At 64.7% G+C, this 13692-nt stretch carries 13 protein-coding genes; 5 read left to right on the forward strand and 8 right to left on the reverse strand.

The features are described from left to right. Positions 1-177 precede the first annotated feature (177 nt). Both KZZ07_RS08005 and KZZ07_RS08010 read right to left on the reverse strand, forming a co-directional pair. Positions 178-1863, reverse strand: a complete 1686-nt coding sequence (locus KZZ07_RS08005) for a methyl-accepting chemotaxis protein (protein WP_219513381.1) — start codon at positions 1861-1863, stop codon at positions 178-180. Between the two features lie 116 nt (positions 1864-1979). Next, a complete protein-coding gene (locus KZZ07_RS08010) occupies positions 1980-2549 on the reverse strand; it encodes a hypothetical protein (protein WP_219513383.1) in 570 nt (189 codons plus the stop codon). 128 nt (positions 2550-2677) lie between these two features. On the opposite strand from KZZ07_RS08010, the gene KZZ07_RS08015 reads away from it, so the two are divergent. The 3 genes from KZZ07_RS08015 to KZZ07_RS08025 all read left to right on the forward strand — a co-directional run bounded on the left by KZZ07_RS08015 (position 2678) and on the right by KZZ07_RS08025 (position 4804). Continuing rightward, a complete protein-coding gene (locus KZZ07_RS08015) occupies positions 2678-2818 on the forward strand; it encodes a hypothetical protein (protein ID WP_219513384.1) in 141 nt (46 codons plus the stop codon). 31 nt (positions 2819-2849) lie between these two features. Next, complete coding sequence (locus tag KZZ07_RS08020; RefSeq protein ID WP_219513385.1) at positions 2850-4388, forward strand: trimethylamine methyltransferase family protein; 1539 nt, start codon at positions 2850-2852, stop codon at positions 4386-4388. 86 nt (positions 4389-4474) lie between these two features. Further along, on the forward strand, positions 4475-4804 hold the full coding sequence (locus KZZ07_RS08025; RefSeq protein ID WP_219513386.1) for an SMR family transporter: 330 nt from the start codon (positions 4475-4477) through the stop codon (positions 4802-4804). A 68-nt stretch (positions 4805-4872) separates the two neighbouring features. Here the strand turns inward: KZZ07_RS08025 and KZZ07_RS08030 are convergent, their stop codons facing one another. Continuing rightward, the gene (locus tag KZZ07_RS08030) at positions 4873-5457 is read right to left on the reverse strand and encodes an outer membrane protein (protein WP_219513387.1); all 585 of its coding nucleotides are present in this window, start codon (positions 5455-5457) and stop codon (positions 4873-4875) included. 301 nt (positions 5458-5758) lie between these two features. Between KZZ07_RS08030 and typA the strand changes: the two genes are divergently transcribed. Beyond that, positions 5759-7576, forward strand: a complete 1818-nt coding sequence (typA, locus tag KZZ07_RS08035) for a translational GTPase TypA (RefSeq protein ID WP_219513388.1) — start codon at positions 5759-5761, stop codon at positions 7574-7576. Positions 7577-7638: 62 nt separating this feature from the next. On the opposite strand, the gene KZZ07_RS08040 is transcribed toward typA, so the two are convergent. The 5 genes from KZZ07_RS08040 to recA all read right to left on the reverse strand — a co-directional run bounded on the left by KZZ07_RS08040 (position 7639) and on the right by recA (position 12921). Beyond that, positions 7639-7905 carry a hypothetical protein gene (locus KZZ07_RS08040; RefSeq protein ID WP_219513389.1) on the reverse strand — a complete coding sequence of 89 codons (267 nt, stop codon included), beginning with the start codon at positions 7903-7905 and terminating at the stop codon, positions 7639-7641. A gap of 371 nt (positions 7906-8276) precedes the next feature. Beyond that, positions 8277-8747, reverse strand: a complete 471-nt coding sequence (locus KZZ07_RS08045) for an MOSC domain-containing protein (RefSeq protein ID WP_370631084.1) — start codon at positions 8745-8747, stop codon at positions 8277-8279. Then, entirely contained in the window at positions 8744-9031 is a 288-nt protein-coding gene (locus tag KZZ07_RS08050; protein WP_219513390.1) for a DUF1330 domain-containing protein, read from the reverse strand. Before KZZ07_RS08050 ends, KZZ07_RS08045 begins: the two co-directional genes overlap by 4 nt. Before the next feature lies 1 nt (position 9032). Further along, entirely contained in the window at positions 9033-11711 is a 2679-nt protein-coding gene (alaS, locus tag KZZ07_RS08055; protein WP_219513392.1) for an alanine--tRNA ligase, read from the reverse strand. A 142-nt stretch (positions 11712-11853) separates the two neighbouring features. Further along, positions 11854-12921, reverse strand: coding sequence for a recombinase RecA (recA, locus tag KZZ07_RS08060; RefSeq protein WP_219513393.1), 1068 nt, complete (start codon positions 12919-12921; stop codon positions 11854-11856). Positions 12922-13091: 170 nt separating this feature from the next. On the opposite strand from recA, the gene KZZ07_RS08065 reads away from it, so the two are divergent. After that, complete coding sequence (locus KZZ07_RS08065) at positions 13092-13682, forward strand: gamma-glutamyl kinase (RefSeq protein WP_219513394.1); 591 nt, start codon at positions 13092-13094, stop codon at positions 13680-13682. The last annotated feature ends 10 nt before the right edge of the window (positions 13683-13692 follow it).

Genomic DNA, 13692 nt, shown 5'->3' on the forward strand with positions numbered 1-13692 from the left:
CCATGAGAGACGATGTAAACCCGCAGATGCCGACAGGGCCTAATCCGCCGATCATTGCCGCAAGCAGGTGACAGAGCGCGGCAATTGCACGTTTCTTGGGCAGTTTGCGGCGGGGCAGTTGACGGTTGCCGCATTTGGCGTCGTGAAATGACAGCCCCGCCCCGCACGTTGTTCATGTCAGGCGGCCCGTGTTCGCCCGCCTGCGGCCTCCGGTCGTGTGGCGCCAGGGGACCGGGTATCGGAGCCGGTGACGAAACGGCCGACGGTTTCGCTGAGCGCGCCGGCATCGGTGCGCATCATGTGCGCCGAGGCGGTGGATTCCTCGACCATCGCGGCGTTCTGCTGGGTGACCCGGTCGAGGTTGGAGATCCCGACGTTGATCTCCTGCAGGCCCTGGGCCTGCTCCCCAGCGCTGCTGGCGATGCCCGTCATCATGTCCGACACCTCGGCGACGCGGGTCAGCACATCGTCCAGCGCGCCACCGGCCTCTTCGACCAGCCTGACACCGCTGGCCACCTGTTCGCCCGCGCCGGTGATCAGTTCCTTGATCTGCTGGGCCGCCGCCGCGCTGCGCTGGGCCAGGCCGCGCACCTCTGTCGCCACCACGGCAAAGCCCTTGCCGCTTTCGCCCGCGCGCGCCGCCTCGACCCCGGCGTTCAGGGCCAGCAGGTTGGTCTGGAAGGCGATGTCGTCGATGACGCTGGTGATCTCTCCGATCTGCTCCGAGGATTTCTCGATCACGCTCATCGCCTCGATGGCAGAGCGCATGACCTCGCCATTGCGTTCCGCGATCTCGCGGGTCTGACGCACCTGGTCGTCCGCGCTGCGGGCGTTTTCCGCCGCCGCGCTGACGCTGCTCAGCAATTCCTCCAGCGCCGCCGCAGATTCCTCCAGCGTGGCGGCCTGTGTTTCTGTCCTGCGGGACAGATCGTCCGAGGCCGAGGCGATCTGGTTGGCATTGTCCAGAAGGCTGCCGGCGCTGGCCGAAACCTCGTCGACCACTCGGCGCAGGCTGGCGATGGCTCGGTTGTAGTTGGCCCGGAGCGCGGCGTATTCCTCTGGGAACTCTGCCACGATCTCGCGGTTGAGAACGCCCTCCGCCAGCACGTCCAGCGCCTTGCCCAGGTGGGTCACCATCTCGACCTGGCGCTCCATGTCCCGGGCGCGCTCTTCCTCGGCGTCGCGCGCGACTCTCAGGGCCCGGGTCATCTCGCGCATGTGGTTGGCGATGCTGCCGAATTCGTCGCGTCGGCCCGTCATGTCGATATCGCTGTCGTAGTCGCCATCGGAAATGCGCTTGACCGCCTCCGTGACCTGGCGCAGCGGACGGCCCAGGCTGCGCTGCAACAACAGCAGCGTCACCCCCAGCAGCACGATGAAAACAGCCGCTGCCACCAACAGGATGCTCATCTTCTCGGCCCATACGGCGGCATGGGCCGCATCGGCGTTCCAGGCCATTGCAAGTACGCCGATCACCGGTCCCTCGGGTCCGGCCAGCACGGGTTCTGCCACCAAAAGCCCGCCTTTGGCACTGATCCGGGTGCCGTCGGCCAGGGACTTTGCCGCCAGTTCCGCGACACCGTCCAGAAGCGCCGCATCCTCGCCCGCGACGGCCAAGCGTTCGCCCTCGGCGTCCAGCACCAGTGTCGCGCGCCCATTTGCCCCGGCCGCGGTCATCGCGGCCGAGACTTCTTCTTCCACCTTCGGCAAGGCCTTGAACCGGATCGGCTTGCTCAGCGCGCTTGCGCTGAGTTCGACCGTCCGCGCGGCCTGGTCGACCACGCCTTTGACGGCGAGATCGTTAACCAGCCGCATGGATTGTACCGACAGCACGCCTGCCACCACGATCGTGGTGACCGCCATGATGCCCGCGCACCTGATGAATACCGAGTGCAGCCCCGCGCCCGACCTCGTCTTTCCGCCGTCCTTTGTCATGCTCTGGTCCCTTGCCTCACATTGGTTGTGTTTGCGCCGTGGCCTTACATCAGCACTTCGGCGTCGACACCCACGGTCATTGCGCCGATGGGCGCGCCGCTGTCCGGGTCGGTGATCGTGATCGAAATCTGCGCCTGGTAGGTCTGGCTGGATTCATCGAACTCGACCTCGCCGAAATGCACGGCGCCAGCGCCCTTTGGATAGGTTTCCTGGTACTTGGCCTCGTCCCCCTGCCAGTAGTCGGAGGTCGCGCCCGAGGCGGCTACGTTCAGCCCCTTGGCATCCATCACGATCACCTCAGTGATCATGCCGCCGCTGGCCTCGATCCGAGAGCGGAGGAAATCCGCGGCCGGGTTCATCAGGACGCCGTCGACCAGGGCGGACCCCGTGCCCACCTCCGCCTGCCAGGTTTCGTCCAGCTCGGTGATGCGCGCCGCGTCAAATCCGGCGGTCCGGACATTCTGGGCCTCGATCGCCGCGACGATCGCGGTGTCATGGGCCCAGGCCATGATTTCACTGTCGACATAGGCCTGCATGGCCTCGTGAGGTTCGGCCGCAAAGGCGGCAGGCGCCGCCGCAAACAGCGCGGCGGACAGTAGCAATGCACGTTTCATCCAAAAGTCTCCGGTGTAGGTTCAGGATGGTGGCACCCTATGCAGCCCCCGGTTTACGGGCACTTAACCGGCTGTAAAATTGAAGCTATTTTAGGTGTCAGGTCAAAAGCGACATGGCGTCGTTTTCCATGCAGACAGCACCCGGCGGCGGCGACAGGCTGCTGGTCATGAAGATGCATGATGCGGCTATCTCTTTGATCCTGCGCCAGATCGGGGCCCGCCGCGGGCGCGCGGCCAGGGGGCGTCCGGGCCGGAACGCGGCCCCCTGACCCCTGCCCCTTTCCTTCGGAGACACCACAGATGACAGCCCCTCTTTCCCGCCGTGGCGGCGGTCGAGCCGCTCGCGTCGCCGCCCGCGCCACCGCCCTGTCCGACGACCAGCGCCCGGTTCGCCCCGGCCTCACCGGCGGGCGCTACCGCCCCCTGACAGAGGTCCAGGTGGCGCGCATCCATGCCAGCGCCTTGACTGCCCTGGACGAGATCGGCTTGTCCGGGGCGCCCGCCTCCGGGGTCGAGATCCTGACCGGCGCGGGCGCGCGTCTGGGCGAGGACGGGCGCCTGCGCTTCCCACCTGCATTGGTCGAGGACATGCTGGCCAAGGCCGCGCGAGACATCGCCCTGCCCGCCCGCGATCCCCGGTTCGACCTCGATCTTTCGGGGCAACGGGTGCATTACGGCACCGCCGGGGCGGCAGTGCACCTGGTCGAGGTCGACGGGAAAACCTACCGGGAAAGCACGCTGCAGGACCTGCATGATGCGGCACGCATTGCGCACCAGCTGGACAATATCCACTTTCTCCAGCGCCCGATGGTCGCCCGCGACATCGAGGACAACCTGGCCCTCGATCTCAACACGCTCTATGCCTGTTGCGCCGGGACGACCAAACAGGTGGGCACCTCGTTTTCCGACCCGGCCAACGTGCCTCACGCGCTGGACCTGCTGCACATGATCGCCGGGGGCGAGGCGGCTTGGCGCGCGCGGCCCTTTGTGTCGAATTCGAACTGCTTTGTCGTGCCGCCGATGAAATTCGCCTCGGAAAGCTGCGAGACGATGGAGGCCTGCATCAGGGGCGGGATGCCGGTGCTGATGCTGTCGGCGGGCATGTCCGGGGCCACCGCCCCGTCGACCATCGCGGGGGCCATCGTGCAATCGGTGGCGGAATGCCTGGCGGGGCTTGTCTACGTCAATGCCATCGCGCCGGGGCATCCGGCGATCTTTGGCACCTGGCCCTTCGGGCTGGACTTGCGGACCGGGGCCATGTGCCTGGGATCGGGCGAACAGGCGCTGCTCAGCGCCGGTTGCGCCCAGATGCACACTCATTATGGCCTGCCCGGGGGGACGGCAGGCGGGGCCGCGGATTCCAAGCTGCCGGACATGCAGGCGGGCTGGGAGCAGATGTGTTCCAACGTTCTCGCCGGTGTCGCAGGGGCGAACATGGTCTACGAGGCGGCGGGGATGCATGCCTCGCTGCTGGGGTTCTGCCATGAAAGCCTGATCCTGGGCGACGATCTGATCGGTCAGGCCCTGCGCTGCGTACGCGGGATCGAAGTGGACGACATGACCCTGGCCCTGGACCAGATGCGCGCCGTCTGCATGGGCGGACCGGGCCACTACCTGGGCACCCCGGAAACCCTGGACAGAATGCATCGCGACCACCTGTACCCACGCTACGGCGACCGCACCTCGCCCCGCGAATGGGAGGAAATGGACAAGCCGGACCTGGTGGCGAAGGCCACGGCGCGCAAGCAGGACATCCTCGCCATGCGCAGCCCGGCCCGGTTCGACTCGGCCACCGACAAGGCGATCCGCGCGCGGTTCCCCATTCACCTGCCCGCCTGAGCCGGACGCCCGGCCCGGACCTGACGCCGCTTGTGCCCGGTGCACGGCCGCGCTAGCCCTGTGGCTGGGATTTTCCGGAGACCGCCATGCCCTATCTCTTTCTTGCCTTTGCCGTACTGGCCGAGACCATCGGAACCACGGCCCTGCAGGCCAGCCAGCAATTCACGCGCATGGTGCCGACGGCAATCACCGTGGTGGCCTATGCGGCGGCCTTCTACCTGCTGGGCATTGCGCTGAAGTATTTTCCCGTGGGCATCGCCTATGCAATCTGGTCCGGGCTGGGCATCGTTTTCATCGCCGTGATCGGCCTGGCGGTCTTTGGCCAGAAACTGGACCTGCCCGCGATTTTGGGAATGGGAATGATCCTTGCGGGGATCCTCGTCATCCACCTGTTTTCCAATACCTCGCCGCACTGACCCACGAAAAAGCCCCCCGGAGGACAACTCCGGGGGGCCCGCGCCTTCCGCTCACATGAGGGGGACGATCAGAAGCGGAAGGTTGCCCGCAGCGAATAGGTCTGCGCGTCCACGTCCACGCCCGAACCGCCGACATCGTCAAAGCTGTGCGCAAGCGCCTCGCCACCGATCGAGAAACGGTCGCTCACCTTGTAGTCGAGGCCGACACCGCCGACCGGCCCGGTCGCGTCGCCCAGCGAGCTGTCGATGCGCGCCACGCCCGCGGTCCCGTAGACCAGAGTCCGGCCAAAGTCGGCACCGACCCGGCCCTTGAGCCGCATGATGTTGTCCACGTCGACACCACCAAGGCTGAAATCGTTACCATCCTGGTATTCGAATTCACCACCGACAACATAGTCACCAAAGTCGTAGTCGTAACCGCCGTAGACGCCGAAAACGCCGCCATTGTCAGAGGTGCCGCCGCCCTGGGCGTTCATGTTGCCAAAGCTGAAGCCGGCGTAGGGGCCGGTCCAGTCCACGCCAACGGGGGCCGCGGGCACGACGGGCGCCGCCGGTTCGACTTCGACCGGGGTGCGGTCGATGCTGCCGGCCAGCACGGGTGCGGCGCCAAGCGATGCGGTCGCGGCGATCACTGCAAAGATGCTCGATTTCATGACTGTCTCCTTTTCTGGTTCCCTGACGCTGCGCGTCATGCTGAGCCGCAAGTAACGGCTCGTGGTGCATATTCAACGGGTCCGGAGTGGTCTTGTTCCCTGTTGCAGGCCCTGTCGCCGCGTCACCGGCCAAAGGCCGCTGAGCACCCCTCGCGACCCGGCAAACCTCCGCCGGTTCCCTCCGCCCCTCTCGCAGGTGTGATCCGTGACACCCTTGCAACGCGCTTGCGGCAAATCGGCACTGGTCTTTTTGTCCCTTCCCGGCTAGTCCCGCGCCAACTCCGGACAAAGGAACCGTCTCATGGATTTGCGCAACGTCGCGATCATTGCTCACGTTGACCACGGCAAAACGACGCTGGTGGACGAACTGCTGAAACAATCCGGCGCCTTCCGCGCCAACCAGGCCGTTGCCGAACGGGCGATGGACTCGAACGACCTGGAACGCGAACGCGGAATCACCATCCTTGCCAAGGCGACAAGCGTCGAATGGAAAGGCACGCGGATCAACATCGTCGACACCCCCGGCCACGCCGATTTCGGCGCCGAGGTGGAGCGCATCCTGTCGATGGTCGATGGCGTGGTGCTGCTGGTCGATGCCGCCGAAGGCCCGATGCCCCAGACCAAGTTCGTGACCTCCAAGGCGCTGGCCCTGGGCCTGCGGCCCATCGTGGTGCTGAACAAGGTCGACAAGCCCGACGCGGAACCGGACCGCGCGCTGGACGAGGTGTTCGACCTGTTCTCGGCCCTGGATGCCGACGAAGACCAACTGGACTTCCCGCATCTTTACGCCTCGGGCCGGTCCGGCTGGTGCGATGCAGAGCTTGACGGCCCGCGCAAGAACCTCGACGCGCTGTTCAACCTGATCGTGAACCACGTCCCGGAACCCAAGCAGCTCAAGAAGCGCGACGATGACTTCACCATGCTGGCCGTGACACTGGGGGCGGATCCCTTCGTCGGTCGGATGCTGACCGGCCGCGTCGAGTCCGGCAAGCTGAAGGTCGGCCAGACGGTCCAGTCGATTTCCCGCATCGGCCAGAAGATCGAACAGTTCCGCGTCACCAAGATCCAGGCGTTCCGGGGTCTGCATCTGCAGGACATCGAAGAGGCCGAGGCAGGCGACATCGTGTCCATCGCGGGCATGACCAAAACCACGGTCGCCGACACGATCTGTGCCCTGGCGGTCGATGAACCGCTCGAAGCACAGCCGATCGACCCGCCGACCATCACCGTGACCTTCGGCATCAACGACAGCCCGCTGGCGGGCCGTGACGGCAAGAAGGTGCAGTCCCGCGTCATCCGCGAGCGTCTGCACAAGGAGGCCGAAACCAACGTCGCAATCCGCATCAAGGACACCCCCGGCGGCGAGGCCTTCGAAGTCTCGGGCCGTGGCGAACTGCAGATGGGCGTCCTGATCGAGAACATGCGCCGCGAAGGCTTTGAGCTCTCGATCTCGCGGCCTCAGGTCATCATGCGCGAGGAAGACGGCGTGACGATGGAACCGGTCGAAGAGGCCACCATCGACGTCGACGACGAATACACCGGGGCAGTCATCGAAAAGCTGACCGGCGCCCGCAAGGGCGAACTGGTCGAGATGAAACCCGCCGGCGCGGGCAAGACGCGGATCATCGCGCATGTCCCGTCGCGTGGCCTGATCGGCTATCACGGCGAATTCCTGACCGATACCCGCGGCACCGGCGTTCTGAACCGGGTCTTCCACGGCTGGACCCCGCACAAGGGCCCGATTCCGGGTCGCCGCGCAGGTGTCCTGATCTCGATGGAAAACGGCGAGGCAGTGGCCTATGCGCTGTGGAATCTCGAAGAGCGCGGCAAGATGATGATCGGCGCCCAGGCCCCAGTCTACACCGGCATGATCATCGGTGAGCATTCTCGCGAGAATGACCTGGAGGTGAACCCGCTCAAGGGCAAGAAACTGACCAACGTGCGGGCCTCCGGCACCGACGAGGCGGTGCGTCTCACCACCCCGATCACGCTGAGCCTCGAAGAGGCGATTGCCTACATCAACGACGACGAGCTGGTCGAGGTCACGCCCAACGCGATCCGGTTGCGCAAGCGCCACCTCGATCCGCATGAGCGCAAGCGCGCTGCGCGTGGCGCCTGACAAGAAATGAATAAGGGCGCGGGATGGCAGTTCCCGCGCCCCCTTCGGCTGGTATCAGCAGATTACTTGCAGGAAGCTTTCTTCGCCACGTAGTAGCCCGCCTTCACGAGGTGCTTGGACTCCTTGTAGACCGCCGGGTAGTGGACCTTGATCATCTGGCCGTTCTTGTATTCCCACTCGGTGTGGGCGGCCATGATCAGATGCTGCTTGTAGCCGTATTTGGCCGGAACCCAGACCTTGTCGTAGCAAGCCACGACCTTGCCTTCCCAAGCCATCGCAGGGGCCGCGAAAGCAGCTGCAAGAAGTGCGCCAGCAAGAACTTTTTTCATGAACTTTCTCCCAAGAAATTGAAGGTATCCAAACTCTAGCCAAGAAAATCGCGCCCGCGCGACAGGAATTCCTGACTTGGCGTGGCAAAAAAGGGCAAACCCCCCAATTTTCTACCCAATTCAGGGATTCTGTGGTTGAGCTGCCATAGTTTTGCAACGGTCCGGCGCGAATAACCGTGACCGAAATTTTCCAATACGGGAACAAATACCGAAATCGAAAATTTTTACCCCGTCGACAAGGCGTTATCGGAAATGTCGCACGAATCACTCACCTCCCCAATGCCCGCCCCCGACCTGCGGCAGGAGCCCGCTCAACCGGCGTACCCCACGGGCGAAAACACGCCGATCTTCGAGGCCAAGCCGGGAGACCTTCAGAAATCAGGGTGAACCGGGTCGCCAAGCGCGATGTTTCCCGGTTCCAGCACCGAACAACACCATCCGCCATGCCCGCGAAGCGCTGTATAGCCCCCGGGGCCAAGAACCTGCTCCATCCGGGAACAGGGCGCACAGGGCACCTCGACTGCCAACCGGACCGTTCCGATCTGCAAGCCGAACTCCCTGGTCGCGGTCAGGTTGAGACCCGAAATGACAAGGTTGCGCCGCAACACGTCCGGCGGCAGCTCGCCCCGCCCGATCAGGGAGGCGACGACCGCCAGATGTTCCGCCTGTAACAAGGTAACGGCCCGCTTGCCGGTCCGGCCGTGATCCCCGTCCAGCCCATCAACCGCAATTCCGGCTTGGTCGACCGGGGTCATCGGCGCCTTGCGCGCGGGCCGCAGCCCGATCCAGTCGAGCCGCCCCGGCCCCGCAAAGGACCGGCGCAGCTCTGCAAGCTGTCTCACTCGCTGGTCTCGACCACCATCAGCTCGCGCTCGGAGGCGCCGCGCGCGTGGCTCAGCGCCTCTTGGTAGGCGTCGGAATGGTAGCAGTCCACCGCGGCCTCGACCGTGGGGAACTTTGCCACCACGTTGCGCGGGCGTTCCTTGCCTTCAAGCTGCACGAAACGGCCTCCACGCGCGATGAAGGTGCCGCCATGCGCGGCGATGGCCGGTCCGGCCAGTTCGGCATATTTCCCGTAGGCGTCCGCGTCTGTCACGGTGACATGGGCAATCCAGAGTGCGGGCATTTCATTTTCCTCCAATGACGGCTTCGGCGGCCTTGATCGCGGCCTCGGCGTTTTCTGCGCTGGCACCGCCGCCCTGGGCCATGTCGGGACGGCCACCGCCGCCCTTGCCACCCAGTTCGGCCACCGCTGCCTTGACGATATCCACCGCCGACAGCGAGCCTTTCAGGTCATCGGTCACACCGGCCGCCACCGCTGCCTTGCCGCCAGCGTCGGCGATCAACAGGACCGCGCCGGACCCGATCCGCGTCTTGTGCTCGTCGATCAGCGGCGGCAGGTCCTTGCCCGTGATCCCGTTCAGCACCTGAGCAACCAGCTTTACGCCGTTGATTTCACGCGCATCCGAACCCGCGCCCTGCCCCGCGCCACCGGCCATCGCCAGTTCGCGGCGCAGCTGGGCCACTTCGGACTCCAGCTTCTTGCGGTCCTCCAGCAGCGCCTTGACCCGGCCCGGCACATCCACGGCGCTGGCCTTCAGGACGCCCGCCACCTCGGCCAGGCGGTGATCCTGCTGGGTGAGATAGTCGAATGCCGCAGCGCCGGTCAGCGCCTCGATCCGTCGCACGCCCGCACTGGACGCACTGTCCCCCAGGGTCACGAACAGGCCGATATCGCCGGTCTGGCGCACATGGGTGCCGCCGCAGAGTTCGATGGAATAGGTCTGCCCGTCGGTGCCTTTGCCAGAGCCCGCCTGCGTCCCCATCGAGACCACGCGCACTTCCTCGCCGTATTTCTCGCCGAACAGCGCCTGTGCACCGATCTCGCGCGCGTCATCCGGTGTCATGATCCGGGTACTCACCGGCGCGTTCTGCCGGATAAAGGCGTTCACGTCGCGTTCGACCTTTTGCAGATCCTCCAGGCTCAGCGACTGGCCGTGGCTGAAATCGAACCGCAGGCGGTCCGGCGCGTTCAGAGACCCACGCTGTGCGACGTGGTCGCCCAGCCGTTCACGCAGCGCCTCGTGCAGCAGGTGCGTGGCCGAATGGTTGGCCCGGATCGCCGAACGACGCCCGTGATCCACCTCCAGCTGCAGCGCATCGCCTTTGGCAAAAGTGCCGCGATCCACGGTGACATGATGGGCATAGACCTTGCCGCCCGCCATTTTCTGGGTGTCGCTGACCGTGGCGCTGTCGTCCTCGTCCTCCAGCCGGCGCAGCCAGCCGGTATCGCCAACCTGGCCCCCGGCCTCGCCATAAAACGGTGTCTGGTTCAGGACGATCCAGCCGCTCTGCCCGGCGTTCAGGCTGCCCACCGCCTTGCCGTCCACGACCAACGCCAGCACCTGGCCCTCGGCTGTTTCGGTGTCGTACCCGAGGAAATCTGTGGCGCCATGCGTGTCGGCTATGTCGAACCAGACGGTCGCATCCGCCGCCTCGCCAGACCCGCTCCAGGCCGCGCGGGCGCGCGCCTTCTGCTCGGCCATCGCGGTATCGAATCCCTCGACGTCCACTTCGCGGTTCTTCTCGCGCAGCGCGTCCTGCGTCAGGTCCAGCGGGAAACCATAGGTATCATAAAGCTTGAAGGCCGCAGCCCCCGGCAACGGCGCGTCCCCGTCGAGCCCGGCCAGCTCGTCGTCGAGCAGCTTCAACCCACGATCCAGCGTCGCCTTGAACCGGGTCTCCTCGCTCTTCAGCGTTTCCTCGATCAGCGCCTGGGCGCGGTTCAGTTCGGGATAGGCCTGGCCCATCTGGCGCACCAGCGCGGGCACCAGCCGATACATCAGCGGATCCTGCGCGCCCAACAGGTGCGCGTGGCGCATGGCCCGGCGCATGATCCGGCGCAGCACATAGCCGCGCCCGTCGTTCGAGGGCATCACCCCGTCCGCGATCAGGAAGGAGGTCGAGCGCAGGTGGTCGGCGATCACCCTGTGGTGCATCTTGCCCGGCCCGTCCGGATCGACACTCGTCGCGTCGGCGCTGGCCTCGATCAGGCTGCGCATCAGGTCGGTGTCATAGTTGTCGTGCTTGCCCTGCAAAAGTGCGCCGATCCGTTCCAGCCCCATGCCGGTGTCGATCGATTGCATGTCCAGCGCCTTCATCGAGCCGTCCTCGAACTGCTCGTTCTGCATGAAGACGACGTTCCAGATCTCGATGAAGCGGTCACCATCCTCTTCGGGGCTTCCCGGAGGGCCGCCCCAGATGTGGTCGCCGTGGTCGTAGAAGATCTCTGTGCAGGGGCCGCAGGGGCCGGTCGGGCCCATTTGCCAGAAGTTGTCCGAGGTATCGATACGGATGATCCGGTCCTCGGGCACACCGACCTTCTTCCAGATTTCAAAGGCCTCGTCATCGGTATGATAGACGGTGGTCAGCAAGCGCTTGGGATCGATGCCGAATTCCTTGGTCACCAGTTCCCAGGCAAAGGGGATCGCCTCGGGTTTGAAATAGTCACCGAAGGAGAAATTCCCGAGCATTTCGAAGAAGGTATGGTGGCGCGCCGTGTAGCCGACATTGTCGAGGTCGTTGTGCTTGCCGCCCGCCCGCACACATTTCTGCGAGGTGGTGGCGCGGTTGTAGTCGCGCTTTTCCACCCCGGTGAAGAGGTTCTTGAACTGCACCATGCCCGAGTTGACGAACATCAGCGTCGGATCGTTGCGCGGCACCAGCGGGCTGGAGTCAACGACCTCATGTCCCTGCTTTTCGAAATAGGTCAGAAAGGTCGAGCGAATGTCGTTCAGGCTTGCCATTGCGGGCCTCTTTGCGGGCGAGTGATCGGCGCAGATGTAGCGGCGCCGTCCGCAAGTGTCCACAGTCGCCTGTTGCCCCTGCACCGCACAGCAAAAGGGCGCCCCGAAAGAGCGCCCCATGCCTGTCCGTCATATCGAGGGATCAATCCTCGGTCAGGTCCGGGTCCCCCTCGGGCAGGTCGAAATCCAGCCCGTGCGCGGCGCGGATCTTGTCCTCGATCTCCAGCGCGACACGCGTGTTTTCCCGCAGGTAGGTCTTGGCGTTCTCGCGCCCCTGCCCGATCCGCTCATCGCCGTAGCTGAACCAGGACCCGGACTTGTCCACGACGCCGGCCTTGACGCCCAGGTCCAGCAGTTCGCCCATCTTCGAGATGCCCTCGCCATACATGATGTCGAATTCGACCTGCTTGAACGGCGGCGCCACCTTGTTCTTGACGACCTTGACCCGGGTCTGGTTGCCGACGACCTCGTCGCGGTCCTTGATCGAGCCGATGCGGCGGATGTCGAGCCGCACCGAGGAATAGAATTTCAGGGCGTTGCCGCCCGTCGTCGTTTCGGGAGAGCCGAACATGACGCCGATCTTCATCCGGATCTGGTTGATAAAGACCACCATGCAGTTCGAGCGGCTGATCGAGCCGGTCAGCTTGCGCATCGCCTGGCTCATCAGGCGGGCCTGCACGCCGACGCTCGAGTCGCCCATGTCGCCTTCGAGTTCCGATTTCGGCGTCAGTGCGGCGACCGAGTCGACCACAACCATGCTGACCGCGCCCGAGCGCACCAGCGTATCGGTGATTTCCAGCGCCTGTTCGCCGGTGTCGGGCTGCGAGATCAGCAGTTCGTCCAGATCGACGCCCAGCTTTTTCGCATATTGCGGGTCGAGCGCGTGTTCGGCGTCGACAAAGGCGCAGACGCCGCCCTTTTTCTGTTCCTCGGCGACGCAGTGCAGCGTCAGCGTCGTCTTGCCCGAGCTTTCGGGGCCGTAGATCTCGATGATCCGGCCCTTGGGCAGCCCGCCGATTCCCAGCGCGATATCCAGCCCCAGCGAGCCGGTCGACGTGGCCTCGATATCCTTGATCGGATTGTCGCCACCCAGTTTCATGATAGAGCCCTTGCCGAACTGTCGTTCGATCTGGGCCAATGCGCTGTCCAGGGCCTTCTGTTTCTCGGCCTTACGCTTGTTGTCCATGCTCAGAAGATCTGCCGTTGCCATGCGTTTCGATCCTTATTCCATATGCCGGCGAGCGCGGCAATCGCTGCTTTCGTTCACCTCTTGTTCCCAAATCTATGGGATCAAACCGTGAACAATTCAAGTGAATTCTTTCTCTTCCCAGCTTGGCGCGCGAGGGTTAAGGCAAGGTTACCGAAACAGGAACAAATCGAATGCTCGTGTTCTGGAAAGCGCGCCTCGTGATGCTGGCGGTCCCCAAGACCGGCACCTCGGCCTATGCGCGGGCGCTTGCACCGCTGGCCTCCATGGTCGTCTCTGATCCGCCCGAGTTGAAACATGCGCCGGTCTATCGGTACAACCGGTTCTTCCGCCCGATGTTCGAGAAAGTCGGTGGCGAGATGGAACTGCTCGCCGTGATCCGCGAACCGGTGGACTGGCTTGGATCGTGGTACAGGTACCGGCAGCGCGATTTCCTTGAGGGCAAGCCGACCTCGACTCGCGGTCTCAGCTTTGACCAATTCTGCGAAGCCTATGCGCGGGGAGAGCGGCCCCCTTTCGCGAATGTCGGCAGCCAGGCCAAGTTCGTCGAGCCGCGCCCCAACGGTATCTCTGTCCGCCACCTGTTCCGCTATGAGAACCAGGCCGGGTTGCTGGCCTTCCTCGAAGAGCGCTTGGGCACGACCATCGACCTGCCGCGCGAAAACGTCTCGCCCCGCCGGGACCTGTCGCTGTCCCCGGAGATCGCCACCAAGCTGCGGCGCAAGTGTGCCGCGGATTTCGAGACCTGGGAAAGGGCGACCTAGCGCGCTTGCG

Source organism: Mameliella sp. CS4 (assembly GCF_019392335.1).
Taxonomy (GTDB): domain Bacteria; phylum Pseudomonadota; class Alphaproteobacteria; order Rhodobacterales; family Rhodobacteraceae; genus Antarctobacter.